The 24,109-nt window shown below is 35.8% G+C and carries 22 protein-coding genes, 1 tRNA gene and 1 other RNA gene; 15 read left to right on the forward strand and 9 right to left on the reverse strand.

Annotated features, from left to right (window positions below; translation table 11 throughout):
• Positions 1–1,219 precede the first annotated feature (1,219 nt).
• From PSF09_RS14470 to PSF09_RS14510, 9 genes are all read left to right on the forward strand, one after another.
• Positions 1,220–1,525, forward strand: coding sequence for a helix-turn-helix domain-containing protein (locus tag PSF09_RS14470; RefSeq protein WP_004914446.1), 306 nt, complete (start codon positions 1,220–1,222; stop codon positions 1,523–1,525).
• A 97-nt stretch (positions 1,526–1,622) separates the two neighbouring features.
• On the forward strand, positions 1,623–2,231 hold the full coding sequence (gene ecpA, locus PSF09_RS14475) for a common pilus major fimbrillin subunit EcpA (RefSeq protein WP_004914448.1): 609 nt from the start codon (positions 1,623–1,625) through the stop codon (positions 2,229–2,231).
• A gap of 94 nt (positions 2,232–2,325) precedes the next feature.
• Positions 2,326–3,009 carry a hypothetical protein gene (locus PSF09_RS14480; protein ID WP_272684068.1) on the forward strand — a complete coding sequence of 228 codons (684 nt, stop codon included), beginning with the start codon at positions 2,326–2,328 and terminating at the stop codon, positions 3,007–3,009.
• 19 nt (positions 3,010–3,028) lie between these two features.
• Positions 3,029–5,524 carry a TcfC E-set like domain-containing protein gene (locus tag PSF09_RS14485; RefSeq protein ID WP_272665559.1) on the forward strand — a complete coding sequence of 832 codons (2,496 nt, stop codon included), beginning with the start codon at positions 3,029–3,031 and terminating at the stop codon, positions 5,522–5,524.
• 25 nt (positions 5,525–5,549) lie between these two features.
• Positions 5,550–7,166, forward strand: coding sequence for a fimbrial protein (locus tag PSF09_RS14490; RefSeq protein WP_210840333.1), 1,617 nt, complete (start codon positions 5,550–5,552; stop codon positions 7,164–7,166).
• Positions 7,167–7,308: 142 nt separating this feature from the next.
• The gene (locus PSF09_RS14495) at positions 7,309–7,938 is read left to right on the forward strand and encodes a fimbrial protein (RefSeq protein ID WP_371031638.1); all 630 of its coding nucleotides are present in this window, start codon (positions 7,309–7,311) and stop codon (positions 7,936–7,938) included.
• A 463-nt stretch (positions 7,939–8,401) separates the two neighbouring features.
• Complete coding sequence (locus PSF09_RS14500) at positions 8,402–9,187, forward strand: winged helix-turn-helix domain-containing protein (protein WP_272684069.1); 786 nt, start codon at positions 8,402–8,404, stop codon at positions 9,185–9,187.
• Positions 9,180–9,674 (forward strand): FidL-like protein, encoded by a 495-nt coding sequence (locus tag PSF09_RS14505; protein ID WP_272665561.1) that lies wholly within the window; start codon positions 9,180–9,182, stop codon positions 9,672–9,674. The genes PSF09_RS14500 and PSF09_RS14505 overlap by 8 nt, the downstream gene beginning before the upstream one ends.
• Before the next feature lie 551 nt (positions 9,675–10,225).
• Complete coding sequence (locus tag PSF09_RS14510; protein ID WP_272665562.1) at positions 10,226–10,507, forward strand: helix-turn-helix domain-containing protein; 282 nt, start codon at positions 10,226–10,228, stop codon at positions 10,505–10,507.
• A gap of 298 nt (positions 10,508–10,805) precedes the next feature.
• Here the strand turns inward: PSF09_RS14510 and PSF09_RS14515 are convergent.
• Both PSF09_RS14515 and dnaQ read right to left on the reverse strand, forming a co-directional pair.
• Positions 10,806–10,882: transfer RNA gene (locus PSF09_RS14515), tRNA-Asp, on the reverse strand.
• 153 nt (positions 10,883–11,035) lie between these two features.
• Positions 11,036–11,797 (reverse strand): DNA polymerase III subunit epsilon, encoded by a 762-nt coding sequence (dnaQ, locus tag PSF09_RS14520; RefSeq protein WP_272665563.1) that lies wholly within the window; start codon positions 11,795–11,797, stop codon positions 11,036–11,038.
• Between the two features lie 54 nt (positions 11,798–11,851).
• Here dnaQ and rnhA point away from each other — a divergent pair, with 54 nt between their 5' ends.
• Complete coding sequence (gene rnhA, locus PSF09_RS14525) at positions 11,852–12,322, forward strand: ribonuclease HI (protein ID WP_004914473.1); 471 nt, start codon at positions 11,852–11,854, stop codon at positions 12,320–12,322.
• On the opposite strand, the gene PSF09_RS14530 is transcribed toward rnhA, so the two are convergent.
• Positions 12,319–13,053: a class I SAM-dependent methyltransferase gene (locus PSF09_RS14530; protein WP_004914475.1), complete on the reverse strand. Its 735-nt coding sequence runs from the start codon at positions 13,051–13,053 to the stop codon at positions 12,319–12,321. The genes rnhA and PSF09_RS14530 overlap by 4 nt on opposite strands.
• A gap of 40 nt (positions 13,054–13,093) precedes the next feature.
• Here PSF09_RS14530 and gloB point away from each other — a divergent pair, with 40 nt between their 5' ends.
• The 4 genes from gloB to PSF09_RS14550 all read left to right on the forward strand — a co-directional run bounded on the left by gloB (position 13,094) and on the right by PSF09_RS14550 (position 16,470).
• Entirely contained in the window at positions 13,094–13,849 is a 756-nt protein-coding gene (gene gloB / locus PSF09_RS14535; RefSeq protein ID WP_272665564.1) for a hydroxyacylglutathione hydrolase, read from the forward strand.
• Positions 13,850–13,930: 81 nt separating this feature from the next.
• The gene (mltD, locus tag PSF09_RS14540) at positions 13,931–15,301 is read left to right on the forward strand and encodes a murein transglycosylase D (RefSeq protein ID WP_272665565.1); all 1,371 of its coding nucleotides are present in this window, start codon (positions 13,931–13,933) and stop codon (positions 15,299–15,301) included.
• Positions 15,302–15,824: 523 nt separating this feature from the next.
• On the forward strand, positions 15,825–16,193 hold the full coding sequence (gene tomB, locus PSF09_RS14545) for an Hha toxicity modulator TomB (RefSeq protein WP_004914480.1): 369 nt from the start codon (positions 15,825–15,827) through the stop codon (positions 16,191–16,193).
• A gap of 73 nt (positions 16,194–16,266) precedes the next feature.
• Positions 16,267–16,470 carry an HHA domain-containing protein gene (locus PSF09_RS14550; RefSeq protein ID WP_004905417.1) on the forward strand — a complete coding sequence of 68 codons (204 nt, stop codon included), beginning with the start codon at positions 16,267–16,269 and terminating at the stop codon, positions 16,468–16,470.
• A 323-nt stretch (positions 16,471–16,793) separates the two neighbouring features.
• Here the strand turns inward: PSF09_RS14550 and ffs are convergent.
• Both ffs and PSF09_RS14560 read right to left on the reverse strand, forming a co-directional pair.
• An RNA gene (gene ffs, locus PSF09_RS14555) (signal recognition particle sRNA small type) lies at positions 16,794–16,890 on the reverse strand.
• Positions 16,891–17,031: 141 nt separating this feature from the next.
• On the reverse strand, positions 17,032–17,490 hold the full coding sequence (locus tag PSF09_RS14560; RefSeq protein ID WP_210836531.1) for a YbaY family lipoprotein: 459 nt from the start codon (positions 17,488–17,490) through the stop codon (positions 17,032–17,034).
• 239 nt (positions 17,491–17,729) lie between these two features.
• Between PSF09_RS14560 and tesB the strand changes: the two genes are divergently transcribed.
• On the forward strand, positions 17,730–18,599 hold the full coding sequence (tesB, locus tag PSF09_RS14565; protein WP_210836530.1) for an acyl-CoA thioesterase II: 870 nt from the start codon (positions 17,730–17,732) through the stop codon (positions 18,597–18,599).
• A gap of 138 nt (positions 18,600–18,737) precedes the next feature.
• On the opposite strand, the gene amtB is transcribed toward tesB, so the two are convergent.
• The 4 genes from amtB to PSF09_RS14585 all read right to left on the reverse strand — a co-directional run bounded on the left by amtB (position 18,738) and on the right by PSF09_RS14585 (position 24,072).
• The gene (gene amtB, locus PSF09_RS14570; protein ID WP_272665595.1) at positions 18,738–19,985 is read right to left on the reverse strand and encodes an ammonium transporter AmtB; all 1,248 of its coding nucleotides are present in this window, start codon (positions 19,983–19,985) and stop codon (positions 18,738–18,740) included.
• Between the two features lie 49 nt (positions 19,986–20,034).
• Positions 20,035–20,373: a P-II family nitrogen regulator gene (gene glnK / locus PSF09_RS14575; protein WP_004905421.1), complete on the reverse strand. Its 339-nt coding sequence runs from the start codon at positions 20,371–20,373 to the stop codon at positions 20,035–20,037.
• A gap of 172 nt (positions 20,374–20,545) precedes the next feature.
• Complete coding sequence (locus PSF09_RS14580; protein ID WP_272665566.1) at positions 20,546–22,330, reverse strand: SmdB family multidrug efflux ABC transporter permease/ATP-binding protein; 1,785 nt, start codon at positions 22,328–22,330, stop codon at positions 20,546–20,548.
• The gene (locus PSF09_RS14585) at positions 22,327–24,072 is read right to left on the reverse strand and encodes a SmdA family multidrug ABC transporter permease/ATP-binding protein (RefSeq protein ID WP_272684070.1); all 1,746 of its coding nucleotides are present in this window, start codon (positions 24,070–24,072) and stop codon (positions 22,327–22,329) included. The genes PSF09_RS14580 and PSF09_RS14585 overlap by 4 nt, the downstream gene beginning before the upstream one ends.
• Positions 24,073–24,109: the final 37 nt, after the last annotated feature.

Below are 24,109 nucleotides of genomic sequence, written 5' to 3' on the forward strand. Positions count from 1 at the left end.
CATCTATTTTGTTCTATTTATACCAAAGAAAATAGTAACATCTATAAATTATAACCCACACTTACCAAGAAGAAAAAGAGAATCGTTCAAAAAATAATCTAGCTCGCTATTCCAGAAAGTTTATCGATATTACTCATCATGCATAGATAGCTTACGCACTTCTAACAACCAACGTTTTTTACTAACAGACATTCTTATGCTCTGTTACTATACCCAAAAGCATAATCTCTAGTGGAAAGCTAGGTGCAAAAGAAAGGATTAAAATCTAGGCTAGCTGTTATGTAGATAGTTATATCTAATTTATAAGTAGCGTAGCTTTAAGTGATAAATTGGGTCTAAAACAAGCCGTATAGATTAGACACTTCAGAATCTGTATGCATGGAGCCATTTAATTGGAAAGGAGGGAATCTTAGCACTAGCTATTTCGATAACTCACTACAAACATCCATAAAGCATCACATTGGATATCACCAAAATTAAAATGAGGGGCAATGGAGAACATAATACCCCATCCCTGATTCAACTATTACTGGCCAAGAACCTTATAAAATTACACAAGATAAGCTGGTCTGTAGGATGAAGTATTAGCGCTAACCCCTATGTACCACAATAGGATCATAATATAGAAAGTTGATACTATAGTGGATAAAGCGAACCAACTATTTGTTTTATCTTACATTTATTCACCTAATAGACATTGATATTATATCATATATCTAATTATCAAAGTGGGACTTTAACATCATACACATTAAATTAGTTAACTGAGTTATTAATAGATAAGAGGGTTAAATACACATTTAAAATTACAATTTTACCAATATAACTGGTTTCCCACCTTTATTCTAAATTCTTTCCTCTCTTTAATTGTAATAAATTGTAACTTTCAATGTGGATTCTTTATGCTTCTTAATTAAATATACATTTGTTAACAATTATAATAATTTTACACTTATTTAGTGTATTTTTTTATTTAATACCCTGTTTTCAATATTGTGAAGTGTATTTTTAACCAATTAAACTGGTGAAGAGATATTTTTCAATTGAATAATGCTAAAAAAAACAGAGTTAATAGAAAAAACCTATTAAAAGTAAATCTTTAATAGAAATCCTGCCATTTACTCTTTTTTTAATGTATTTATTATAACACTCAATTAAGCAAGCGAGTGAGCTAACGAATATCACATAAATAGATCTATTAATATTAGAGGCTGAAAAAATGAAAGCTAATATAATTAGTAGTCATGTAGGAAATTATTTACGAAAATCACGCAAAGAAAAAAACATGACAGGAAAACAGTTGGCAGAATTAATTAACATTAGCCAACAACAGGTATCTCGCTATGAAACTGGCACCAGTTCATTATCGCTAGATCAATTAAATGAAATCTTAACTGTTTTAGACAAAAGATGGATTGAAATGATTTACTATATTGATTGTTTCTCTGAAGAAAATAAAAGAAACAATATAAATTTAAGTAAAAAAACAATCGCAATATTACTAAATAGCATGAAAGATATTTAAACCTTTCATTTTAAATTCAATAAAACCATATCAATATGTAAAAATTAAATAACTATTTTTACTATTGTTTTCTATCAATATAAAAAGAGAGATTAGTATGTTAAATAAAAAAATGGCTTCTGTATTGTTATCAACAATTATTGCAGCTTCTTTTGCTACCGTTGCAAATGCAGATACACGTACCGCTCAAGCAACAGCAACATGGCAAGCAACTGCAATTAAAGACACGACAAGTATGTTAGTTGTGACTCCATTAAGAAGTTTAACCTTTAATTATGCCGAAGGCCAAAAAAGCTTTAATCAACAAAATGGCGCATTTGATATTGCTATTCAAGGCCAAGCTGGTGCAACAGATTTTAAATTAGCATCAAAAATTATTGCTAATACATTAGCAAGAACTACCGACGATTCTAAATTAACTGTTGGCGTTAAATGGAATGGTGAAGATCTGACTAAAAATAATGATTTAGTATTAATTGATACATCAACTGGTTTAACTTCTGGTTTAGATAATTTAGCGGCTGATGGTATCTATAATGGCTCTGAGCGTGCAGCAGATCGCGGTGAATTCACCTTTGTTATTGCTGGCGCTGAAGCTGATGGCGCAGCGACTGACTTTAAAGCACTGACTGACGGTACATGGGATGGTGATGTGAAAGTTCAATTTACTGCAACTTGGGACGGTGAGTTTACGCCAGCTCCTTAATTCAATATCCCCTTATTAGATAACTAAATATTACGATAAAGATACTATAGGGAAATAATATCTTTATCGTCATTCATTTTAGAAATTTATGATTATGAAAAAGATAACATTAGCATTAATTTTATTATCATGGTTACCATTAAAAAGCAGTTTTGCTGTCAATGTGGGAAACATCACTGAAATAATATCATTGGATGAAGACACCTTATCTAAAGAAATTGAAAATACAGTAGATACGGCAAGATTGGTAAATTTAACGATAGAAAAAATAGACTCACCACTTGATACTGGAAAAGTAATTCCAATTACTGATCCCAATGAAATATTATCAACACCTGCTAACTTAATTCTTCCTGGGCATGCAAAAGATATATTTAAGATAATTTATCAAGGTCCAAAAGATAATAAAGAACGTTACTATCGATTAAATTGGAAAGATGATCCTATTGGCGAGAGTGGTGTTACACAAAGTGCGAAATCGGCATCAGCAACAACATCGGCAACAATTAGCACAATTCTCGTTGTCGCACCAAGAATTGAAAACTTTAATTATAAATATTCTAATTCCCAAGTTTCAAATACTGGAAACAGCACCTTCCGTGTAGTGGCTTCAGGCCCTTGTTTAGCAGAAAAACAAAAATACGGAGTGGATGGTATTTGTCGCGAGCGTTATTACCTCATGCCAAATTTAGCCGTCAAATTACAATTTGTCGATGTCACAAATAAAAAATCAAGCGTAGGTATTTGGCACAAAGGAGAGTTCATTGTTGTCAAATAATTAAGAATGGACTTAAATTATGCGTAAAAGTGCTATTGCTTTATCAATATTAAGTATTATTTTTTCGAATACGATTAATGCCAATGAAATGAAAAGCGTTAAGATCGGTGGATATATTATTCCTCCTGCATTTGTTAGTGCATTGGAAGAAGGAATGTCTGTACCTGTTTTTTTACGACTAAATGATGATACGGTAACCAATCAGAGCGAAAGCAAAATTGCAGATGCAGTTATTGTAATCGATCATGATAATATTAAATTATCAAGTATTCATCTCATTGAAAATGAGCACGGTGCGAAACTAAATAATTTACTAGTCGATAAACTTGAAGAAAAAAAGGATGCCATTTTTAATGAAAGTAATGGCATTATTATTGATAATAATGCAACTCTTCAATTAAACATTTCTTCATTTAATTTATCATTAGATGTTGATAAAGCTGCTTTTTCGCCAAAAGAACATGCGCGGCAATCTGTACTAGGAAATTCTTCAGTTAATTCATTTTCAGCAGTAGCTAACTATGATTTAGGGGTATTTCAGAGCCGTGTTAAAGATTCAAAAGATACATCCAGTAGTTATTTCAATTTAGATACATTATTCGCAGCTGCAGAACATCACTTTAATGTAAATGCATCAGCATATAGCATTGGAAAATCTAATTCTAATGTTGAACTGTATCGTGCAATGTATGAGCGTGATTTCAACGGATTCCGTTTTGCGCTTGGGCTAATGAGTACGTGGAATTTGCAGTCTATTGCCAGCTTAACTGCCCTTAGCAGCAGTAAAATTTATGCGGCATCAATAGGGAACAATTCCTCAAGTATGGTGACAAATAAGCAGCAATCACTCACACCGATTTATGCTTTTTTAAATAGCCCAGGTGAAGTACGTATTTATCGACAAGGTAAGTTATTAAATATTCAAAATTTTCCCATGGGTAATTTTGAAATTGATACAAGTGTACTGCCCTATGGCATTTACGACGTCACTATTGAGACGGTTGTCGATGGCAAAATTGTCACAACACAGCACCAAACAATTAATAAATCCTTCGGCGCGATAACTGGCGGTTTTGATAAACTCAATTGGGAAATTTATGGTGGTTATATTGACTTTGATAAGCGTCATTATGTAAGAAATGAAGGCTCAACAAGCCAAACTCCGGGTAAAAGCCATTTAATCGGAGCCTCTTTCGCTTATAACTTCCCTGTGTTGTCTGGCGTGCGTTTTCAAATGTCAAATTATGGGTTTGATAAATTTGTTGTACAAGAAACGAGTATCAATGCGGCTTTAAATAACTATATCTCAGTTAACTGGCAAGGCATGCTAGAAAACCATGGCAGTTATCGTAACATTGCGACTCTTTCTGTCAATATACCAGAAGGTTACGGTTCTTTATGGGCATCAAAAGAAAAAACTGTCGTGAGCGGTGATTTACCACTTTATGATGCTGACAGCTATTCTTATGGCGGAACCATTAACTTTGACAAAATAATTGATAGAACTGGGTCACTGACTATTAGTAATACTAAAGATCGTCGTATTGGCAGTGATTCAATTAACTATGAATATGCAAATACATTATTCTCTGGCCGTTATGGAACCGTGGGGCTAAGAGCAGGTGTACAACGTTATCATTATGATAATCAAAATAGTACCAACGAAAAATATATTAACCTCGATTTTTCCTTACCTTTATCAACATGGTTGAGTACAGGTGTTTCCTCAACAAATGGTAATGTGAAAGCGAATATTTATGCGAATAAAAATTTTGAAGATTCGGTGATTACTAATGCAGGGGTTTCTGTCTCCAAATTAGTCCGAGATAAAGATAATGGTGAATCCAATTTTTCAACATTAGGCTATGCTTCCTATGATACTAAATATAATTCAGGTACCGTGACGATTAATCGCCCCGATAATAACAGGCTTAATGGCAACTTAACCTCTCGTGGCTCAGTGGCATATAGCGACGGCATGATCATGCCAAGTGGGCAGCAAGGTAAATCAGGCGTTATTATTAATTCCGATATAAAAGGTAGCGGCAGCATGGTCGCAAAAGTAAATGGGCAGAATTACCCAATTAGCGGAAAAAATACCTTTATTCCACTATCCCCTTATTCGGATTATGACATTCAATTAATGAATGACGGAAAATCAAAAGACAGCTTTGATATTGTCTCAGGGCGAAATAAATCCGTCACATTATACCCAGGAAACATTGCTCTTTATCAACCAGAGGTAAGGCAATTAGTTACGGTATTTGGCCGTCTGAAATCACCAAATGGTGAATATATAAAATATGCCTCAATTCGAAATCATATTGGTCGCACAAAAACAGATCAAAATGGTGAGTTTTCCATGGATGTTGACGTCCGATATCCAGTGATATCGTTATTACAAGATGATCAGCAAACAATTTGTGAAGCAGATTTAAACCTTCAAGGTGCACGTGGTGCATTGTGGGTCGGTGAGGTGACATGTGAACCTCAAGAAGCATTTGCTAAACGTTAATTATCACTTTAAAGGCTAATTTAATATGCGATTATTATCGATAACAGCACTTTTTATTTCATTTTCGGCTCTAATACCGAATTCGTTTTCTGCAACAGCACCATTACAAGAGTATGTCATTGTCGAAAACCAAGTTGATAACGAATTCTTTATTGTTGCTAATAGAGTTGACCCACGCTTCTCGGGCTCAAATGTATTCACAAAATACCAGCGCAATAGGCAATACAGCTTAGGTTATATGGGATATACAGGAACACCTTTTAGCTCAACTTATAATACAGGTGATATTTGGTTAGAAAATTCTCCCGTAAGCCAACCTTTTATCGGGAATCGTTGCATGACAAATAACCGAAATTGCCCAGCGACGTCTTATTGGTCAGCTCAGCAGTTACGAGATAATGGTGCGTATAAAATCCAACAAACAGGAACACCTGGTGAGTCTGGATATTCAAGACCGATATTTTCTGAATCTTTTTATCGCTGGTTAGCCGAAATACCACCAGGAACAGAATATACTTTTGATTTAAGAACCTGTACAAGCCGCGATGATTATGATTTAAGTAACGCAACCTGTATGACGAGTGGCGGAAGAACAACAACACAACAACATTACATTCCAACCAATAAAAAAGGCAATATTATCCTAAAAGGAACGGGAGCCTTACAAGAAGTCTTTGTGGATAGCAATGGCAATCCAACTATTGGACTTGGTTCTAACTTTTGCTCGACAGGAATTGTTGGAAATGCATCTGGAATTATTTGTAAGTTAGTTGAATTAGAAACCCAAGGGCAATCTATCGGCGGTACATTTACAGTTCGTATGTATATTGATAGTGCAAAATTAGGCTTAGCTAGGGACCCTCGAGCTGCACTTATTCAATATAAAGGGAGTAACAGCACACGCTGGACGAATTGGTCCTCAACAACAAATATGTCAGAGATCTTTAATAATGGTTCGCAAAATATTGAGGTTTTTCTCTCAAATGAGTATCTAAAGTCAATTGTTGATGCTTCACCTAATTCAACCGTTACACTCGCTGATAGCGTGTATACTTTTGGTTTTCAATCGCCACTTCCTCAATCGGGATTTTATGAATTTACGCCTTCAAATTTCTTAATAATTAAACCGAGGGATTATGGAATCAGCATTATTCCTGCAGACTTTAACCCAAACCAATCGAAAACGGGCAAAGTCGGCAATGATGAACCACCAATAGAATTTAATTATATCGTCACAACCAGTGGCCCAAGGCAAGCGGATTCTATTACAGCAAAAGTTGAAGGACCAAACACAACATTAAAAGGACAATCATACTGTTTATTTACCTCGAGCGATAATAAACTTAATGTCCCTTTTTCCGCTTATCTTTCATTTAAAAATGAAAATGGCGCTAAAGAATCACACCGAGCAAGTTGTGATAGCAATGAAGTTTCATTAAAAAATGCATTATGGTCTGAAACACCATGGGATAGGCCTAATGAGGATTTAGGATCTTTTTATCGGACTAACTTAGATTTATCATTCCCAATGAATGACTCTGAATCATTTTTTACATTAGATGGCATTGATTGGTTAGGAACCGTTTCTGCAAGTGGCACAATAACTGTCAAAGCAATTTGGACTGGACCCGATATTCAATAATATCTAGTGACGACTAATAGGGCGACTTGTAAAAGCTCAAGTGGCCCTTTTATTGAACCTCATATACACTTAAACTTTGGCTTGAATTTTTAATATGAAACCATTTTATTTACTTAAAATCCTATTCTTGATTGTGCTATCAATGCTTTGCAATAGTGCTGTTGCTTTATATATCAATGCAGATATTTCTTCGATGGAGTCAGGACAAGAGTTTTTTTCTAAGCCATACATCAATGACACAGATAAAACTAATTTATATAATTTTAGTGCCTACAAAATTGATAAACCAGGTAACCAAGAACATGGAACACCTCTCCATAATGGCGAGATTATTTTTACTCCATTGAAGAAAATTTTATTACCTGGAGAACAAGAGTTTTTTAAAATTTTTTATCGAGGAGAAACCGATGAGACTGAGCGCTATTATAAAATCATCATTAGCGAAACGCCTCTTGATATGCGTAATGATGATGAACAAAAAAAGCGACCTTTATTTTACCCAACGGTTAGCCTAGAAACCTATTTCGTTGTAAGACCCAAAAAACCAGACTTCAAATATGACCTTAATCCAAGTACTCGTATTCTAAAAAATACGGGGAATACCTATTTTAGAGTGCTCTTACATGAAAACTGTGATGCTAATGATGATTCCGAACCTTATGTATTTTACTTATTACCAGGCCAAGAGTCTAAAGATGAGCGTCTTAAAAAGAAAAGTCGTAAATATATTGTAATCTTTGATAAATATTACCCAATTGGTAATTGCACATAAGAACCAATGATATCAATCAATTAAAAAGACTATCAAATTTAACTATGCTACTGTTTAAATAAAAATTGAATTATCTAATCATAATTCGATAGGTACTCTGTATCTATAATTACTTAAAGGTATTAAAAATTCATAAAACTCAGTTATGAAAAATTGTTTCAGCTTATTAAAAATAGCAAATTAATTTAGATACCTATGACTTGAAATAGTGATTAATACTGTTTTTTGCCTACATATAAAACATCAAAACAAAAAATGTCAGTTTCATTAATACGATACACTGAAATTTTTCACCATTACATATATAACCAATAATTATAAACAAAAATTTATTTTCATATTTTCTTCTCAAAAAAAGAGTAGTATATTACACTGATATAATTACTTTAAAATCAATGACTATCATGTTAGCTAAAAGTGACCAAATTAAGCACATATTTTAATAACTAAATAAGAGTCATGTATGATATATATACTGAATAACATAATAAAATATAATTCTGACTTAGGTGAAATATTTAGGGTTGACACAGAACTCAGTGTAATGAAATTAACCCCCATATTGAACTATATCTTTATAATACTAATTCAAAATAACAAAACGACTATCACTCGCGAAGAGATACTAAAAAAAATACTAAATAAATATGACTTAAAAGTTTCGATAAACACCCTTAACCAATACATTAGTACATTAAGGAAAGTATTACATCAACAGCTTTTAGTTGAAAATGCGATTCTAAGCATATCAAAAAAAGGCCTTGTTATTTCTTCTGAAATCCAAATTGAAGAATCGATTGCCAAGTTCAATAACAAAATAGAGAAAAGCCTAGCTAACCCTCCCACTTCAAGCAGTAAATCTGCCAAATCACTAGTACTTAGTAATAAAAATCATATTATTAAAAAAACATTATTGATAATTAGTGTTTTTTTACTTTTGGTGATTATTTACCTTGTAAATCAAATTTATGCAGTAAAATACCCATATACATCAATACAATCATACAAAATTAGCACAATTGGCGATTGTCCCGTTTATGGGTTCAAAGATAACTATGAAAAAAACATAAGTGATACAATAGGCAAACAAGCAATTGATTTTAACTTAACCTGTGAAGATTCTGATATCTTTTATTATTACAACAACATACAAAACTTAGGAAAAAACAAACATAGCTTATTAGTAAAATGCAAAAAAAACAAAGATTGCATTTCAACAAGAATAAACTGGCAGGAAAAAAATGACTAATAAAACACTATACTCATTGATACTATTATTTTCATTAATCATCATTTTCTTGTTGTTTAATTTGAATTTAGAAAAAAACAAAGCGCAATATTGCGAAGCAACTGTTTCCTCTAATTTCATATTGGCTAATAATAAATCATCATATTCGCTAGATATGAAATTAGTAAAAAACAATGATAACAGTGGGTATATTAAATTATTAGGAACAATTACAACTGATAAGATGTATACTGTCAATCGAGTTGTTCATTTCAATCAATCATCAAGAAAATATATAAAAGACTTAAAATTAACCATAAGTTATGACAGAAAATCCACAAATGATAATGTTCCTGATGATATATTCGAAAAATATTTCAAAGCATTCAACCTAAATTCAATTGCATATGTAGAAATTGATGAAATAACACCTGATTGGTACCTTTTTTCAAGTTCGTTTGGCCCTTATTTTGTCTGTAGCAGACAAGCCAAATTAAATACAATTTAATATATAGCGTTCCAATTATAAAGTTTAGAGAATAGCAAGTATTGCATCTTTGCTTCTTATTATCATTTCTATTTCTCTCCAACTAATTAGGTTTGATTATACTTTTATCTAGAATTAAATTTATATGCTACCTATCGATAAGTACTAGCTCAACCCTTAATAAGTCACCATTTCAACTTAATCTATAAATACTTTCTGTAATTTTATGTAAAAATATAAATAATTACTTTTATATGACTATAAATGCATTTTTTTCATTTATTATTTATTATATCTCTACTTTTAAGCCACCCCTTCAAGTTAACATAACGCATTGTTTTTATTGAATTATAAAAACCTATATTTTAGTTTAATAGCTTATAGTCATTATTAATACCTATATTGATAGTCAGAGTCTATTAAATAAACTATTTTTGATTCATTAAAACAATTTCACATTAGTAACTAAAAAATATAATCTATCCTTCATTGAGAAAGCCAAAAAATTTAAAGTAATGCTATCATTAATAGCTAACTTTTAGATAATAAATTTATAATAGAGAGAATATAAAATGAAACATATCAATACTAAAGAATTGAATATAAATAACGACCTAGATATTGTTATGGCCACCGCAAAATACTTAAAATCTGCACGTATTGAAAGATCATTAACGGGTACAGAGGTAGGAAAACTATTAAATTTGAGCCAACAACAAATATCAAGATATGAGAATGGCCAATCTGCTATTTCTATTGATAGCCTTCATACATATCTTAAAGTATTAGGAAAAGATTGGTTAGATTACTTCAGATCTGTTATCTTAGTTAGAGTTCATGCGAATTACTATTAATATAGTAATAAAAAATTCAAATCAATTATTTTAAATAAGAAATTAATTTTAAGGTAAGTGCTCAAAATCATATATCAATAACAACATGAAAAAATTTTAAAATAGTTAATATGATTGAAAGAAATTTGAATTATTCTCGCAAGTTTACTATTTATAAATCTCATTATATCAAAACTTAACTCGAAGAAGTTATTAGAAGCAAAAAATGATATCTATAGAAAGGAACTTTTAGTGCAGTTAAATACAGTCATACAAAAAAGAAAACGCCACGCTAATAAATTAGCGTGGCGTTATAATTTGGCGGAACGGACGGGACTCGAACCCGCGACCCCCTGCGTGACAGGCAGGTATTCTAACCAACTGAACTACCGCTCCTGATGTTCCCTGCTGGGAACGCCATGCATATTACGAATACTTGAAGACCCCGTCAACACTTTTTCTTGTTAAATCGCGCAGTTGAACAGTTTTTAGCCTTGAGAGGCTTTTCTATCCATTTTCCTAAACAAGTATAAATAATGAAATCAATTATTAGTGTAAATTTTCAGCTTCATCAGAAGATTGCCGCCAAAGACAGGGTTTACCACCCTTTTTATCAACAATATCCAACCGAGCTTCATGAGCAATCATTTCTTCATCAGAAGCAAAAATCACTCTAAGACCGCTTTGAGGACGCTCAATCCTTTGAATTTCATACTCTTGCTCATTATTAGCTGACTCCGAATCCATCGAAAATGATAATGAAGTTTGCCCGCCAGTCATTGCCAAATAGACATCAGACAGGATTTCAGCATCGAGTAAAGCCCCGTGCAGCGTTCGTTTAGCGTTATCAATTAAATAACGGTCACATAACGCATCCAAGTTATTCCGTTTACCAGGAAAAAGTTTGCGAGCCAATACTAAGCTATCAGTGATAGTACAAAATTCTTGCGTAGGCGGAATACCTTTATTGAGCTTACGGAATTCATAGTCCATAAAACCGATATCAAAGGGGGCATTATGGATGACCAGTTCTGCACCTCGAATAAATTCAAGGAATTCATCCGCAATTTCAGCAAAAACAGGTTTATCTTGTAAAAATTCATCACTTATCCCATGCACTTCAAATGCCTCAGGATCCACTAAACGGTCAGGTTTAATGTACACATGAAAATTACGCCCCGTGAGTCGGCGGTTAATCACTTCAACCGCTCCAATCTCAATTATGTTGTGCCCTTCATAATGAACACCGAGTTTATTCATACCGGTTGTTTCAGTATCAAGGACAATTTGTCTGGTTATCACCGTGCTCATAATGTTTTTTTGTGTCAAACTAGAAAGGAACGAATAATATAGAGTGTAACAGAAATGACAAAGCAGGTAGAAATTTTCACGGATGGTTCCTGTTTGGGCAATCCTGGCCCGGGTGGATATGGCGTTGTTCTACGCTACCAACAACATGAAAAAACATTGAGTGATGGATATTTTTTAACCACGAATAACCGCATGGAACTACTTGCAGCCATCGTTGCATTAGAATCACTAACAAGGCCTTGTGATATTATTTTAACCACTGATAGCCAATACGTACGACAAGGAATCACACAATGGATCCATGGCTGGAAACGAAAACAATGGCGAAAGGCAGATAAATCCCCTGTCGTTAATGTGGATTTATGGAAGCGCCTTGATGATGCCATCCAACGACATACGATTGATTGGCGCTGGGTTAAAGGCCACGCAGGCCACCCTGAAAATGAGAAATGTGATGAACTGGCTCGAGCTGCCGCTTCAGCGCCGACTAAAGAAGATACAGGTTACCAGCCTGCACAAAACTAAGAAGGGTCGTCTATCTTCATTGATTTACTGATCTCCTTCGCCGCACCGAGTGCTGTTCCAATCTTAACCTTCGGTTGCTTGAATTTTAGTGGCGTCGGAGTCAGCGGATAAGTCCGTTTCCGCGCCACAATCACGCTTAGAGCCCCAATTCCCCCACAGTTTTTATTCACTCGTCTCTGTGCGCTCAACCAAGGAAATATTTGGCAATTACGATGATACAAAACTTCATAGTTTAATAAACTTAACCAATCAAATACCCTAACTGAAGGGAAAAAACGGCTACAATAAGGCTGCCGTTTACGTAAAACAGGCACGAGTTTCGCCATTCCGACGAGACTGAAAGGATTAAAACCTGAAATGATTAGCCAGCCATCGTCGATTAACACCCGGTCAACCTCCCGTAAAAGCCAATGAGGATCATGACTATATGCCAAACAATGAGTCATTAGACAAGCATCTATTGATTTTTGGGTTAATGGTAACGCTTCAGGCTTAGCAATAAGATTAAAACGAGGGTCACCAGTACCAACATTGAATTGATGAGAGATTAAGCAGCCTTCGGTATGGATTTCAGTGCTTAAATGACCTAACTTAAGCAAATGAAAGCCAAATATCTTCGGCCACCAAGGGCTAAGTTGATTTTCTATGGCTTGACGATATTGTTCTCCAAAAGGAATGTCAGACCAACTAACTGGCATTTGAATTTTTTTATCAATACGCGCAGGCTTCATGAAATTCCCCTATTAACTATTAACAAGTATCGAGGTCATTATGGAGTTAATTCGAGTACCAGCTTTAAACGATAACTACATTTGGGTTTTAGTCGATGGCCACCGACAGTGTATCATCGTTGACCCTGCAGAGGCAGAGCCTGTGCTTGAAATAATTACAGCTAAACAGTTGACGCCTGTCGCCATCCTATTAACTCACCACCATAATGACCATACCGGTGGCGTCAAAGGGATTTTAAGCAAATTTACAACTCTTCCTGTTTTTGGCCCAAAAGAAACCCAATCTAAAGGGGCAACAGAAATAGTCGAAAACGGTGATAAGGTCATAATTAACGAGTTCAACCTACAGGTTATTGCATTATCAGGCCATACCTCTGAACACATCGGCTTTTACCAAGCTCCTTATCTATTCTGTGGTGACACGCTGTTCTCTGCAGGTTGCGGACGGATATTTGAAGGAACACCGGAACAAATGTTCGAATCTATCCAAAAAATTGCTGAGCTTCCTGATGAAACCTTAATTTGCTGTGCCCATGAATATACTTTATCTAATCTCAAATTTGCACACCATGTATGGCCTGAAAATGAAGCGATTACACAATATTTACAAAAAATAACGCAAATACGTGACAAACATCAACCAACGGTACCTACCACATTGAAAAAAGAGAAAAAAATAAATGTTTTTCTACAATGCGATAACCTTCAATTACAGAAAAAGCTCAATATTAATATACAAAATCCACCTTTAAGAGCAGTTTTCACCCTGTTGCGTCAATTAAAAGATCAATATTAAAGTTTAATGATTGTCATATCGGGGTGGGATAAGTATTATTGTTCGACTTTTAAACATCAAAATGAAGAACAATAGAAAAGAATGAAGATAATCGCGACGCTTATCGCCATTGTTCTGTTGGCCGGATGCCAAACTGCCCCGAAAAAAATTAAGCAGAACAAAACTCCAACTAATCATACTATTGAAACTGTTGCATCACATAACCAAGCAGCCAGTCGACAATTACCTAAAGCCGACTATGACCTATGGGGTTATATTAGTGATGAACTAAAAATGGATGTCCCTGATAAACCTCAAATTAGGGAACTCGCAAATAGTTATTTAGATAAACAACGTTTTGTCTACGATGTGGCATTAAGAGCTGAGCCATATATGTACCTCATCGTAGACGAAATTAATGAGCGCAATTTACCCATGGAGTTAGCGTTAATTCCTATTATTGAAAGCTCTTTTAATCCTAAAGCGACTTCTCCAGCACAAGCTGCAGGCCTATGGCAAATTGTTCCTATCACTGCACGTTCATATGGACTAAAACAAACACAATGGGTTGATGAACGCAGAGATGTGGTTTCTTCAACTAAAGCAGCTTTTGATCTTCTCGAAAACTTAAATGTTATGTTTGGCCACGATTGGGAACTCACCCTTGCTGCCTATAACTGTGGGGAAGGCTGTGTTCAAAATGCTATCAAGAAAAACGAAGCTGCTGGGCTACCTACTGATTTTTGGTCACTCTCTTTACCGAAAGAAACCAAACAATATGTACCAAAAATCTTAGCACTTAGCCAAGTATTGAAAAATCCCGAAAAGTACCAAGTTAATTTACCAACAAGTAATAAAAATCGAGCACTCACGCAAATCGATGTTGGTCAACAAATCACGTTATCTCAAGCCGCTGAGTTGGCAGGGTTAACTGTTGAATCGGTAAAAACGTATAATTCTGGTTATACACGCGGCATAACATCGCCAAGTGGCCCTCATTATATTATGTTACCTACAGCAAAAGCTGAACAATTCAAAACATCACTCTCAGATGAAGATGTTTTAAACACGATTCGTTTAGCCGCACAACAAAATCAACAGGTAAAAACAGCCCAACCCACTGCAATTTCTAGCGCGCGTCAAAATCGAGCTAAAATAGCTACATATAAAGTACGCAAAGGCGAATCTGTCGCAAGTATTGCAAAAAAATTCAATACTACCGCCAAGAATATTCAAAAGCTAAATGGGTTAAAAACTGCGAGTGTTATCAAGCCAGGACAAGTATTAAAAGTTACGAGCTCAGTGCCTGCTGCAAGTAGCCGTAAGGTGAAAACCTATAAAGTAAGAAAAGGCGACTCCTATTATAGTATTGCGAAACGTCATGGCATAAAGCTCAATGATTTAATGACTTGGAATTCAGGTGTTAAAATGGCCGACCTGAAACCAGGGGTAACCTTAAACCTCTATCTTTAAGTTAGTCTCATCAAAAAAGCTTTTGTCTATTTAAGGCAAAAGCTTTTTTATTTTTAATTCTCTTATTAGTAAAAATAAATTATTTGAATGAATTAAATAGGAAAATAATTTTTATAACATCTTTTGTATAAACACTTCATATTCACTGTACTAAAATAACCGATGGTTAAACTATAATTTAAATACTTCATAAAATTGAGTTTAAGCAGAACATACGCGACTCAGCCCCCAACAACTTGCTAATAAACTAGAAAAAAGTAGTTTATTGCTGGTGACATATGTGATAATAATGCTATTATTATATCGCGGCTAGTTTAGTCCGAGCTGCCAGTCCGTATTCGAATATCGCTTATGTATTATATTAATAATCTTCGAAAGTTTAACGAACTAGCAATAATCTTATATTTTTCAATATATTAACATGCAACCTTTTATATTGAACATAGGTGCTTTAATTAGTTAACATGACATTATTGATAAAAAATACACACAGCAAAAGTCAGATTCGCCTGCGGAGGTGATTATGGATGAATACTCACCCAAAAGACACGATATAGCAGAACTAAAATACTTATGTAATAGCCTCAATAGAGACGCTATTTTAAGCTTACAAAAAACAAATACACACTGGATTAATGATTTAAGCTCCCCGCAAAGCGCAGCCTTGAATGAACTCATTGAACATATCGCTGCATTTGTATGGCGGTTTAAGATCAAATATCCAAAAGAAAATCTTGTTATATCACTTATCGAAGAGTATCTCGATGAGACCTATGATTTATTCGGCAGCCCAGTCATCACACTCAGTGAAATTATAGACTGGGAAGCAATGAATCAGAGTCTTGTCACTGTGTTGGATGATGACCTAAAGTGTCTAACCAGCAAAACCTAAAGATATTATTTATCTTTAGTTCAACTACAAAACCGTATATCAATAAGTAATTTTGCACAAAAGAAAGGGTATTATGACCAAATCTGATTATCTGATGCGTTTAAGAAAATGCACAACAATTGAAACTCTTGAGCGTGTCATTGAAAAAAATAAGTATGAATTATCTGATGATGAGCTAGAGCTATTCTATTCAGCTGCAGATCACCGCTTAGCTGAGCTCACAATGAATAAGCTTTATGATAAAATTCCAGCTTCTGTTTGGAAATTTGTTAGGTAATATCTTATTAACACGCACAGATAGTGAATGGTTGTAGCCGGTAAATCCCCTTATCGGCTGGACGCAATGTAATTATCGTTTTATTATTGGCATTATAATTATGCTAATGGAAATTTATTGCTTTTAATTTTAGCATATCAATTTTTCTTATTATAATAGTCAACAATTAATGTTGTATTCTTAACCTTTCTTTTTTTAACTTTAGAATTTATTTGAGATTTAGAATTTAATTAACAATTATAAAATATAATTAAATAACATACTTATAATAAATTAGAATATATAGATGAGAGGAAAGGCAAAGATGCTGAGTTGGGTGGGAGCCCTGCCAGCGACATCCCGGCACACACGACCCCTGCTATGGCTGCTTCCTTCCGGACCTGACCAAGTTAACAAGTTAGCGTTGCGGGAGAACCAACAGAGCCCCCATTGAATGCTTCTTTCAAAGCAGGGGCATTATGCTTGATAGTCATTGAAATAGCAAGAAACCCCTGACCAAGTGACGATTTATTACACAGGTGCATATAAGAATAGCGACTCAACTAAAAAGTCACTTATTGACTAATTCGCAGGTACCATCAACAATTCAACATTTTTTGTGACACCATTATTGATAACCTCTACAACGCTATCACTAATGTATAAAAGTTTCCCATTCGCGTTCACGGTTGCATTAACAACTAGCGAGCCTTCCTGCCTAACTTCATTTTTTTGGTAAGTTAGTTCAAAAGGAATGGTTGGGCGATTATTCACTGAATTGTAATATTTTTGAGATAATATTAGTGCGGGTAAGTCCGCAACCGTTGTATCCGCCAAAGTAATTGTAACAACCGCGTCTTCAGGTAAAACAGTATCCTGTAAAATCACCACACGCCCCTCGATTTTCCCTGAATCGACCGTCTGGTTATTATTACTATTTTGAGCATTAAGTGCTTTTTCGCTGGGCTTGGTGCTATTCCCTTCACAGCTAACCAACGTTAAAAGCACTAATAAGCTAACAATGTAGCGAAAAAACTTCATAGTTATTACCTATAACACAATGTTTAATAAAACATTTTTAAATAGTCGGAATAGACAAATCATTTTCTGACGAGGGAATGATAAAAAGTATAACTAATATTGGTAGAATAATACATTTATATTTCCAAATGTAACAATACGTAACCCCAATTTATTCGATAGTAATTAATCTACCTATTCAGGGTAAATAATGGGAAAATACCAGTATCTCATTTACGTATAACAGAACTAAGATGACTATGAGCCCAGAATTACAGAATTTAATTAGCCTAATTGAACTCGAAAAAATTGAAGAAGGTATTTTTCGAGGACAAAGTGAAGACCTTGGTTTACCTCAAGTTTTTGGTGGACAAGTTGTTGGACAAGCCATGTATGCAGCGAAGCAAACCATACCTGAAGAAAGAGCAATTAATTCTTTTCATAGTTATTTTTTACGCCCTGGCGATAGCTCACGCCCTATTATTTATGACGTCGAAATTTTACGCGATGGCGGAAGCTTTAGCGCACGCCGAGTAAGTGCCATTCAAAATGGCAAACCTATCTTCTTTATGACTGCATCATTTCAATCGCAAGAAGAAGGTTATAGCCATCAAAACTTAATGCCAGATGTACCACCACCTACAAAATTAATTTCTCAAGATGATATTGTTCAAAGTTTGGCTGATAAATTACCGGAAGCAGTTAAAAAATATGCTCTTCGGCCAACCCCTTTTGAATTTCGTCCCGTTGAATTTTACAGCCCATTCGATGCCGCACCTCAAGAACCATTTCGTTATATTTGGTTCAAAGCGAAAGGGCAACTGCCTGATATACCTTCACTACACCACTATTTATTAGGTTATGCCTCTGATTACAATTTCCTTCCTGCCGCATTACAGCCGCATGGTAGGGGATTTATGGAACGCGACTTACAGGTTGCAACTATTGACCATTCAATGTGGTTCCATCGCCCATTTAAAATTGATGATTGGTTACTGTACGCTGTAGAAAGCCCTTCAGCATCAGGAGGGAGGGGTTTCGTGAAAGGACAAATCTATAATTTACAAGGTGATCTTGTTGCAACTGCAGTTCAAGAAGGCGTAATTCGCCAACGACAATCCCGTAAATAACCGACATTTAAAGTAAGTGATTACTTACTTAGAGAAATAAATTAGTCAGTTTAAAAAGGTAATGGCAGCCAGCAATAAGCTGCCATTATCAATTTACATAAAACACAGTATTATCCTGTAATTATCTTTACATGAAGGTTAATTGTAGGCACTCTCACCATGAGAAGTGATATCTAAGCCTTCCCTTTCTTTTTCAACATTAATTCGTAAGCCTGATGTTTTCGCTGCGATTTTAAATGCGATATAAGCAACAATTGCAGTCCAAACAACACAAACTAGGATGCTAACGGCTTGAATTCCTACTTGTTTCATCATCGTAATACCTTCCACATAGCCACTTCCTCCTAATGCAGTTGAGGTAAATACCCCCGTGAGTAAACAACCTAAAATGCCACAGACTCCGTGAACGCCAAAAACATCGCAAACATCATCAACTTTTAACCGACGTTTTAAAATTACTACCCCCCATAAACCCGCCAACCCAGAAAGTAGCCCAATAATTAATGCCCCGCCAACACCCACAGTACCCGCTGCAGGTGTAACACCAACCAACCCAGCCAAACATCCAGAGCAAGCCCCTAATAATGAAGGTTTCTCCCTGAAAAGCCATTCCGCTAAAGTCCACGATAAGATAGCACCAGCTGCAGCTGCGATAGTGTTCACAAACGCCAGTGCAGCGATACTATTTGCACTTCCGGCCGAACCTGCATTGAAACCAAACCAGCCAATGAATAATATAGACGTTCCCATAAATACCATAGGTAGGTTATGAGGTTTAATGGCTTCTTTCCCTAAGCCGGTACGATGCCCAAGTAAGTAAGCACCAACTAAGCCTGCAACAGCCGCATTAATATGAACAACCGTACCTCCAGCAAAATCTAATGCGCCATCTTGCGATAAAATACCGCCTCCCCACACCATATGTGCCATTGGCAAATAAGCAAATGTAGTCCAAATAAGGGTAAAAATTAAAATTGCAGAAAATTTAATTCGCTCCCCTAATGCACCAATCACTAATGCAACCGTTAAGCATGCAAATGCACCTTGAAACACGACGTGAATAAATTGAGGGATCGGCCCAGATAAGCTTTCCACAGTAATATCTTTCAACATAATCTGGCTAAAACCACCGATAAAATCATTTCCCTCACTAAAAGCTAAACTGTATCCATAAACAATCCAAATAACAGACACCAAAGCAAAAATAACGGCAGTTTGAGCCATCAAAGAAAGAACATTTTTACTTCTTAGTAACCCGCCATAAAATAATGCGATACCTGGTAGTATCATAAAAATAACTAAAGCAGTCGCTATCATCATGAATGCGTTATCCGCTTTATCCAGAGTTTCCTCTGCAGCAAACACGGTTATTGGAAAACCACCCATTAATAACAATAAGAATAAGTATTGGAACCCTTTGCGCATAGTTGCTCTCCTACAGTGCTTCGTCTTGTTTTTCACCTGTACGAATACGTACTGCTTGCTCTAATGACAAAATAAATATTTTTCCATCCCCAACTTGGCCCGTATAAGCTTTTTTTTCAATTGTTTCAATTACCTGCTCCACCAACTCATCAGAAACGGCTATTTCCATACGTACTTTAGGTAAAAAATCGACAGTATATTCAGCACCTCTGTACAATTCGGCATGTCCTTTTTGCCTCCCAAAGCCTCGAACTTCAGTAATGGTAAGCCCTTGAACTCCAATATCTGATAACGCTTCTCGAACTTCATCTAATTTAAATGGCTTAATGATCGCGATGATATATTTCATGTTCACTCCTATAAGTCAGGTGAATAAACTGCTCAATACTTTGAACAGCACTGACGTTATAGCAAACCGTGTGCCAAAATATATTTACTCATATAATTCAATAAGAAAGGACGAAATAAAAAACCACTCGGATGAGTGGCTTTAGAGGATGCATTATAAGAGTGCAGAATAATTAACTAGGTATAGCCTCAACTTCAGCATCACTATGGGCATTCAGTGATTCCCCAACTTGTTGCAACTGGTACATTTGATAATAACGTCCTTTTTGTTGCAAAAGCTGTGAATGTTTGCCTTGCTCAACAATTGCACCACGATGTAACACAACGACCTGATCAGCATCGACGATCGTCGATAAACGGTGAGCTATCACCACTAACGTAGTATGTTGGCGGATCACACGTAATGCTTTTTGTATCGCTTGCTCTGTTCCTGAGTCAATATTCGCGGTTGCTTCATCCAAAATTAAAATTTTAGGTGTCACCACAAGTACTCGGGCCATCGCTAGTAATTGCCTTTGCCCAACAGATAACGTATTTCCTTGTTCACCGAGCACGGTATCTAACCCATCAGGTAACCCACGAACCAATTCCGCAAGCTGAACAGTTTCAAGAACTTCCCAGACTTTATCTTGGCTAATTTCACGTCCTAATGCGACGTTATCAAAAAAAGAAGCGGCGAGAACAACAGGGTCTTGTTGCACCATTGCAATACCATTACGTAATACTTGATGAGATAGTGAACTTAAATGACGTCCATCAAGTAAAATATCCCCTTCTTGCCATGGGTAATATCCCATAATTAAATTTGCAATGGTACTTTTACCACTTCCTGTATGGCCGACCAATGCAATAAAATTATTATCAGGCACTTGTAAATTAATATCTTTAAGCACAATGTTGTTATCACGATAGGCAAAGGATAAATGGTTAATTGAGATTGAACCACCTTGTAACGGCTCCATACTTTCGCCATAGCCTTGTTGCGGGCTATCCATTAATTCAAAAACACGCTCACCAGAAACAACGGCTTGCTGCAACATTGACTGCTGAGAAGTTAATTCAATGAGCGGTTCATTCAAGCGGCCTAAATAATTAATAAAAGCATATAAAACACCAACACCAATAGTGGTCGTTCCTTCGAATCCAAATAGCAATAGTAAGCCACATAATACTGAAGCAGAAAGTAAGCTCAGCAATGGCCTTAACAATAAGCCATCAAGTTTTAATGCTTTCATTCTTGCAAAATAATGGTCTTGGCTAATACTTTGCATTTTTTCGCCAAACCTAGCTTGCTGGATAAATTGCTGAATAACCGTCATGCCATTAATAACTTCATTAAAACCGTTATTAATATCAGCAAGATAAGATCTTACACGACGTACAATCGGTGTGCTTAAGCGCTGATAAACAAGCATTACCACAAATACGGCAGGAAAAATCATCACTGCAATTGATGCCATACGCCATTCCAATGAAAACATGGCAACCAGCATGGCACAGATCAGCGCTAAGCTTCGAAAAACGGTTGGTACAACCATTACAAATAGATCTTTAATAACTTCAGTATCATTTGTAACTCGTGAAATTAACTGACCAACTGGCTGTTTATCAAATGCACTTAGAGGCTGCCTAAGAGCGGCATTCATCACATCTGTTCGCAATGTTTGCACTACCCCCACAGAAGCTTTATTAAATAAAATAATTTGATAGTAATGTAATAGTGCAGCAATAACTTGGAGCAATATAAAACCAACAGCCATATATAAAGCCAGTGGCATGATAATTTGTTTTTTCGCTATCATGTTATCAATAAAATAACTGATTAGCAGAGGCCCACTAACTTCTGCAATAGCAGCTAACCATAGCATTGCAATGGCAATACCCATGGTTCCTCGGTACGCTTTTCCGTAAGCAAGTAAACGCTTAAGTGCTGGCCATAGCGGTTTCTTTTGGCTCATAGATCACCATCCAAAGCTGCTTCAATCTGTTGATATTGATACATATCTTTATACCAACCCGATTGCTCAATAAGCGTGTCATGTCTACCTCGGCTAACAATAGTACCTTGAGATAGCACTAGAATATTGTCCGCTTCTACCAATGCAGATAGACGATGGGCGCTGATAATCATGGTTCTATCTTCTCGCCAATGACTTAAATTTTGTAAAATTGTAAACTCAGTCTGCCCATCAACGGCAGAAAGTGCGTCATCCAACACCAAAATTTCCGCATTCTGCAAGATAGCCCTTGCGATAGAAATTCGTTGTTTCTGTCCGCCTGATAACATGACGCCACGCTCACCAACCTGAGTAGAATAGCCTTCAGGTAAACGTAAAATATCATCATGTACACAAGCGATAGACGCAGCCTGTTCAATTTCTTCTTGAGTGGCGTCAGGCCGCCCAAGCGCGATATTCCCTGCGACTGTATCTGAAAACAGAAATGGAGACTGATTTACGATAGATAACCGAGTACGCCATTCATCTAAACGAATTTCGGGTAGCGGCAAACCTTGATAGCAAATAACCCCTTCCGTAATATCAAACTGACGTTGTAATAACGTCAACAATGTTGATTTTCCAGATCCTGTTGGCCCACATATCCCTAAAAATTGCCCAGGTTTTAGGTCAAAATTAATATCATGCAATGCTGTTCTTGTGGTTTCTGGATAACAAAAGTTGATGATATTCACATTCAAATTTCCCTTTTCAGGCTGTAATGAATGCGAACCATCCTGAATAACTAACGGTTCATTGAGCAAACTTAGAATACGGCTATAAGCCGCACTACCTCGTTCAACGATATTAAACATCCATGCGAGAGCTAACATCGGCCAAATCATTAACCCTAGATACATTACAAAGCTCGTTAATTCGCCTAGCGTCAATGTGTCGTTTAATACCATCCAGCTTCCCCCTGCAATAGCGAGTAAGTTGGCCATACCAATCGCCATAAAAATAGTGGGGTCAAAACGCGCATCAACTTTAGCAACGTGCATATTGCGACGCCCTGCCTCAGTAGCTACCTGTTCAAATTGATTTGATTGATGATCTTCAAGGCCAAAAGCTTTAATCATACGGATACTTGTTAAACTTTCTTGTGCATGATTATTTAAAGACGAAAATGCCCCTTGGGCATGCTTGAAACGCTGATGAAGCTGATCCCCATAACGTTTAATGATTAATGCCATAATTGGCATTGGAATAAGTGCAAGTAAAGTAAGCTGCCAACTAATTTCAACGCTCATCATGATGAGCACCGCACACCCCATCACTAATGAGTCAACTAATGTTAAAACCCCTTCACCTGCAGCAAACACAACTCGGTCAACATCATTTGTTGTACGTGCAATTAAATCCCCTGTTCGATATCTAAGGTAAAATGCTTGGTTTTGCAGACTTAATTGCCGATAAAATTTTTGTCGTAGTTGTACGGCTAACTTATAAGAAGCACCAAATAGCCACAAACGCCAAACATAGCGCAAACCATACACAACTAATGCAATCAACAGCATGACTAAAACATAAGTGATCAATTGCTTTGTCGACATTGTTCCTTTACTTATTCCATCAACAACAACACCAACAATGCGTGGGGGAACTAATTGTAAGATTGCAATGATAATTAAAAAGCAAACAGCGCCGAGATAGCGCCGCCATTCACTCAAAAAATACCAACTTAGTTGTGAAAATAATCGCACGTAATACTGCCTTGAATATATTGATTTATTGGTGCCT

The organism is Providencia sp. PROV141, from assembly GCF_028481645.1.
In the GTDB taxonomy this organism is placed as follows: Bacteria; Pseudomonadota; Gammaproteobacteria; order Enterobacterales; family Enterobacteriaceae; genus Providencia; species Providencia rettgeri.

Excerpts from the sequence above, each read along its gene's own strand:
- PSF09_RS14470 (WP_004914446.1), top strand. The coding sequence starts at position 1,220 with ATGAAAGCTAATATAATTAGTAGTCATGTAGGAAATTATTTACGAAAA.
- ecpA (WP_004914448.1), top strand. The coding sequence starts at position 1,623 with ATGTTAAATAAAAAAATGGCTTCTGTATTGTTATCAACAATTATTGCA.
- PSF09_RS14480 (WP_272684068.1), top strand. The coding sequence starts at position 2,326 with ATGAAAAAGATAACATTAGCATTAATTTTATTATCATGGTTACCATTA.
- PSF09_RS14485 (WP_272665559.1), top strand. The coding sequence starts at position 3,029 with ATGCGTAAAAGTGCTATTGCTTTATCAATATTAAGTATTATTTTTTCG.
- PSF09_RS14490 (WP_210840333.1), top strand. The coding sequence starts at position 5,550 with ATGCGATTATTATCGATAACAGCACTTTTTATTTCATTTTCGGCTCTA.
- PSF09_RS14495 (WP_371031638.1), top strand. The coding sequence starts at position 7,309 with ATGCTTTGCAATAGTGCTGTTGCTTTATATATCAATGCAGATATTTCT.
- PSF09_RS14500 (WP_272684069.1), top strand. The coding sequence starts at position 8,402 with ATGATATATATACTGAATAACATAATAAAATATAATTCTGACTTAGGT.
- PSF09_RS14505 (WP_272665561.1), top strand. The coding sequence starts at position 9,180 with ATGACTAATAAAACACTATACTCATTGATACTATTATTTTCATTAATC.
- PSF09_RS14510 (WP_272665562.1), top strand. The coding sequence starts at position 10,226 with ATGAAACATATCAATACTAAAGAATTGAATATAAATAACGACCTAGAT.
- dnaQ (WP_272665563.1), bottom strand. The coding sequence starts at position 11,797 with ATGAGCACGGTGATAACCAGACAAATTGTCCTTGATACTGAAACAACC.
- rnhA (WP_004914473.1), top strand. The coding sequence starts at position 11,852 with ATGACAAAGCAGGTAGAAATTTTCACGGATGGTTCCTGTTTGGGCAAT.
- PSF09_RS14530 (WP_004914475.1), bottom strand. The coding sequence starts at position 13,053 with ATGAAGCCTGCGCGTATTGATAAAAAAATTCAAATGCCAGTTAGTTGG.
- gloB (WP_272665564.1), top strand. The coding sequence starts at position 13,094 with ATGGAGTTAATTCGAGTACCAGCTTTAAACGATAACTACATTTGGGTT.
- mltD (WP_272665565.1), top strand. The coding sequence starts at position 13,931 with ATGAAGATAATCGCGACGCTTATCGCCATTGTTCTGTTGGCCGGATGC.
- tomB (WP_004914480.1), top strand. The coding sequence starts at position 15,825 with ATGGATGAATACTCACCCAAAAGACACGATATAGCAGAACTAAAATAC.
- PSF09_RS14550 (WP_004905417.1), top strand. The coding sequence starts at position 16,267 with ATGACCAAATCTGATTATCTGATGCGTTTAAGAAAATGCACAACAATT.
- PSF09_RS14560 (WP_210836531.1), bottom strand. The coding sequence starts at position 17,490 with ATGAAGTTTTTTCGCTACATTGTTAGCTTATTAGTGCTTTTAACGTTG.
- tesB (WP_210836530.1), top strand. The coding sequence starts at position 17,730 with ATGAGCCCAGAATTACAGAATTTAATTAGCCTAATTGAACTCGAAAAA.
- amtB (WP_272665595.1), bottom strand. The coding sequence starts at position 19,985 with ATGGGTGGTTTTCCAATAACCGTGTTTGCTGCAGAGGAAACTCTGGAT.
- glnK (WP_004905421.1), bottom strand. The coding sequence starts at position 20,373 with ATGAAATATATCATCGCGATCATTAAGCCATTTAAATTAGATGAAGTT.
- PSF09_RS14580 (WP_272665566.1), bottom strand. The coding sequence starts at position 22,330 with ATGAGCCAAAAGAAACCGCTATGGCCAGCACTTAAGCGTTTACTTGCT.